General features: G+C 58.8%; 2 rRNA genes. Both read right to left on the bottom strand.

What is annotated here, in order from left to right:
* Positions 1–3,022: ribosomal RNA gene (locus GFD21_RS10885) — 23S ribosomal RNA — on the bottom strand; the annotation flags it as partial.
* Between the two features lie 435 nt (positions 3,023–3,457).
* Positions 3,458–4,982, bottom strand: a 16S ribosomal RNA gene (locus GFD21_RS10880).
* Positions 4,983–4,986: the final 4 nt, after the last annotated feature.

The raw sequence follows: 4,986 nt of genomic DNA, 5'->3' as shown, positions 1-4,986 counted from the left end.
GCACGGCTTCCACGTCCGGCCTATCGACCACGTGTTCTGCATGGGGGGTCACGAACCTCCGAGGAGGTTCCAGGAATCCTTATCTTGGAGCGGGCTTCCCGCTTAGATGCTTTCAGCGGTTATCCCTTCCGAACGTAGCCAACCGGCCGTGCCACTGGCGTGACAACCGGCATACCAGAGGTTCGTCCACCCAGGTCCTCTCGTACTATGGGCAGGTCTCCTCAAGATTCCAACGAGCGCAGAGGATAGAGACCAAACTGTCTCACGACGTTCTGAACCCAGCTCGCGTGCCGCTTTAATCGGCGAACAGCCGAACCCTTGGGACCTGCTCCAGCCCCAGGATGCGACGAGCCGACATCGAGGTGCCAAACCATCCCGTCGATATGGACTCTTGGGAATGATCAGCCTGTTATCCCCGGGGTACCTTTTATCCGTTGAGCGATGCCGCGTCCGTACACCGGCACCGGATCACTAGTTCCGACTTTCGTCCCTGCTCGACCCGTCAGTCTCGCAGTCAAGCTCCCTTGTGCACTTACACTCGCCACCCGATTGCCAACCGGGCTGAGGGAACCTTTGAGCGCCTCCGTTACTCTTTGGGAGGCAACCGCCCCAGTTAAACTACCCGCCAGGCACTGTCCCAGACACGGATCACGTGTCGTGGTTAGACATCCAATGCGAACAGAGCGGTATTTCACCTTGCGACTCCACCATGACTGGCGTCACGGCTTCGAAGTCTCCCGCCTATGCTACACAATCCACACCGAATGCCAATACCAAGGTATAGTAAAGGTCCCGGGGTCTTTTCGTCCTTCTGCGCTTAACGAGCATCTTTACTCGTACTGCAATTTCGCCGAGCTCCTGGTCGAGACAGTGGGGAAGTCGTTACGCCATTCGTGCAGGTCGGAACTTACCCGACAAGGAATTTCGCTACCTTAGGATGGTTATAGTTACCACCGCCGTTTACCGGGGCTTGAATTCACCGCTTCACACCGAAATGCTGACGGATCCTCTTAACCTTCCGGCACCGGGCAGGCGTCAGTGCATATACAGCGACTTACGTCTTCGCATGCACCTGTGTTTTTGGTAAACAGTCGCTACCCCCTGGATTGTGCCACCCCCCAAAGCTCCCCAAGCAAGTTGGTTCACCATAGGGGGTCTCCCTTAAACCGAAGGAACGGGAGTGATTTGCCGAGTTCCTTGACCAGGATTCGCTCGATCGCCTTGGTATACTCTACCTGACCACCAGTGTCGGTTTGGGGTACGGGCGGCACATGACCCTCGCGCCGAGGCTTTTCTCGACGGCCGGGTTCACCGGATCCACCCCAAAGGGGCGTCCCATCGCGTCTCGGACCATCCATCCCCGGATTTGCCTGGGGAAGGCCCTTACCCGCTTGGCCACGGAAAACCACCTCCGCGGCCGGCTACCCGTCCGTGTCACCCCACACGCTACCCTACTCCGGCTCGGTTCCCAACAGGCATCCCCTCACCACCCCGAAGGATGGATCGGAAACACCCGGAGGTCAGCATCACCGTTTCGGGTCTGATCGGTTCATGGCCGGTACGGGAATATCAACCCGTTCATCCATTCGACTACGCCTGTCGGCCTCGCCTTAGGACCCGACTCACCCAGGGACGACGAACGTGGCCCTGGAACCCTTGGTCATCCGGCGGCGGGGATCCTCACCCCGCTCTCGCTACTCATGTCTGCATTCTCACTCCCATACGGTCCACGGACGCTTCCGCCCCCGCTTCGACCCATACAGGACGCTCTCCTACCCAGCCGCCATAGGCGGCTGCCGCGTCTTCGGTGGCGTGCTTGAGCCCCGCTACATTGTCGGCGCGGAACCACTAGACCAGTGAGCTGTTACGCACTCTTTCAAGGATGGCTGCTTCTGAGCCAACCTCCTGGCTGTCTATGCGACTCCACATCCTTTCCCACTTAGCACGCGCTTCGGGACCTTAGACGACGATCTGGGCTGTCTCCCTCTCGACGACGGAGCTTATCCCCCGCCGACTCACTGCCGGGATACACCTGACGGGTATTCGGAGTTTGGTTGCTGTCGGTACCCGGTATGGGCCCTCAAGCATCCAGTAGCTCTACCCCCCGCAGGCACTCACCCGACGCTGCACCTAAATGCATTTCGGAGAGAACCAGCTATCACGGAATTTGATTGGCCTTTCACCCCTAACCCCAAGTCATCCCCCCGGTTTTCAACCCAGGTGGGTTCGGTCCTCCACACGGTCTTACCCGCGCTTCAACCTGCTCAGGGCTAGATCATCCCGCTTCGGGTCCAGGACGAGCGACTCATACGCCTTTTAAGACTCGCTTTCGCTACGCATACCCCACACGGGTTATGCTCGCCACCCGCCACTGACTCGCAGACTCATTTTTCGATAGGCACGCCGTCACCCCGAAAGGCTCCGACGGATCGTAGGCGCGCGGTTTCAGGAACTCTTTCACTCCCCTCCCGGGGTGCTTTTCACCTTTCCCTCACGGTACTAGTACGCTATCGGTCAGACAGGAATACTTAGGCTTACCCAACGGTCTGGGCGGATTCATACGGGATTCCACGGGGCCCGTACTACTTGGGACTCATCATCGGAAGACCATGCGCATACGGCTACGGGGCCATCACCCTCCACGGCCAGGCATCCAATCCTGTTCGCCTCACACACGGTTTTATCACTCCCGCCGGCCACGTCGGCAACCGGACAAACGATCCCACAACACCGGAAACGCAACCCCCGACGGGTATCACACGCAACCGGTTTGGCCTGATCCGCTTTCGCTCGCCACTACTCACGGAGTATCCATTCCTGCAGGTACTGAGATGTTTCACTTCCCTGCGTACCCCCCGCACCAAGTGCGGTGCCAGCCCATGACGGCTGGCGGGTTCCCCCATTCGGAAATCCTGGGATCAAAGCCCTGTCGGCGGCTCCCCCAGGCCTATCGCGGCCCCACACGTCCTTCATCGGTCCTGTCTGCCAAGGCATCCACCACCACGCCCTTACCAACGACACACGCCGTCGGCAACAACATCAGCGAATACAAACTCGGACAACACTCAAAACGATCATCACAAGTGATCACAAAACGACCGAACGAACAACCAGAACCAAAAGATCCCGGAGTTCGATCGAAATCAACAGCAACAACGGAAACGAATCCGTGTTGCTCGCGTCCACTATCCAGTTCTCAAACCACCAACACACACCACACACGCCAACCCACCCCCAAGGGGAGGACCGACACACATGGCGGAATCGGACCCGCACCAGGAAAAACCCTGGGGTGGCGGTCCGGGAACCCAAAAGCATGCCCATACCACTCCCCCGGACACCCAAGGCATCCGGAAAGCCCATGATCTCTTCCACACCAGCAACCCCAACCGAACCGCGGACCTCGCGGCCGTGGGGCACACACCGGCTTCCAAACAGAAGCCTGAATTCTCCGTAGAAAGGAGGTGATCCAGCCGCACCTTCCGGTACGGCTACCTTGTTACGACTTAGTCCCAATCACGAGCCTCACCTTAGACGGCTCCATCCCTTGCGGGTTAGGCCACCGGCTTCGGGTGCTGCCCACTTTCATGACTTGACGGGCGGTGTGTACAAGGCCCGGGAACGCATTCACCGCGACGTTGCTGATTCGCGATTACTAGCGACTCCGCCTTCATGGAGTCGGGTTGCAGACTCCAATCCGAACTGAGACCGGTTTTCAGGGATCCGCTCCATGTCGCCATGTCGCATCCCGTTGTACCGGCCATTGTAGCATGCGTGAAGCCCTGGACGTAAGGGGCATGATGATCTGACGTCATCCCCACCTTCCTCCGAGTTAACCCCGGCGGTCCCTTATGAGTCCCCGGCCGAACCGCTGGCAACATAAGGCGAGGGTTGCGCTCGTTGCGGGACTTAACCCAACATCTCACGACACGAGCTGACGACGACCATGCACCACCTGTGAACCCGCCCCGAAGGGAAACCCCATCTCTGGAGTCGTCGGGAACATGTCAAGCCCAGGTAAGGTTCTTCGCGTTGCATCGAATTAATCCGCATGCTCCGCCGCTTGTGCGGGCCCCCGTCAATTTCTTTGAGTTTTAGCCTTGCGGCCGTACTCCCCAGGCGGGATGCTTAACGCGTTGGCTCCGACACGGGACCCGTGGAAAGGGCCCCACATCCAGCATCCACCGTTTACGGCGTGGACTACCAGGGTATCTAATCCTGTTCGCTCCCCACGCTTTCGCTCCTCAGCGTCAGTAACGGCCCAGAGACCTGCCTTCGCCATTGGTGTTCTTCCCGATATCTACACATTCCACCGTTACACCGGGAATTCCAGTCTCCCCTACCGCACTCCAGCCCGCCCGTACCCGGCGCAGATCCACCGTTAAGCGATGGACTTTCACACCAGACGCGACGAACCGCCTACGAGCCCTTTACGCCCAATAATTCCGGATAACGCTTGCACCCTACGTATTACCGCGGCTGCTGGCACGTAGTTAGCCGGTGCTTATTCAACAGGTACACTCAACCGAAGCCTTGCTCCCTGCTAAAAGCGGTTTACAACCCGAAGGCCGTCATCCCGCACGCGGCGTCGCTGCATCAGGCTTGCGCCCATTGTGCAATATTCCCCACTGCTGCCTCCCGTAGGAGTCTGGGCCGTATCTCAGTCCCAATGTGGCCGGTCGCCCTCTCAGGCCGGCTACCCGTCGACGCCTTGGTGAGCCGTTACCTCACCAACAAGCTGATAGGACGCGACCCCATCCCATACCGGAAAAAACCTTTCCCAACACACCATGCGGTACGTTGGAACATGCGGCATTACCACCCGTTTCCAGGAGCTATTCCGCAGTACAGGGCAGGTCGGTCACGCATTACTCACCCGTTCGCCACTCTCACCACCAGCAAGCTGATGGATCCCGTTCGACTTGCATGTGTTAAGCACGCCGCCAGCGTTCATCCTGAGCCAGAATCGAACCCTCCACAAAAAAC

Source organism: Bifidobacterium platyrrhinorum, from assembly GCF_010667645.1.
In the GTDB taxonomy this organism is placed as follows: domain Bacteria; phylum Actinomycetota; class Actinomycetes; order Actinomycetales; family Bifidobacteriaceae; genus Bifidobacterium; species Bifidobacterium platyrrhinorum.
The sequence above is the reverse complement of the archived record's forward strand: the minus strand, read 5'-3'. Positions and strand labels throughout refer to the sequence as shown.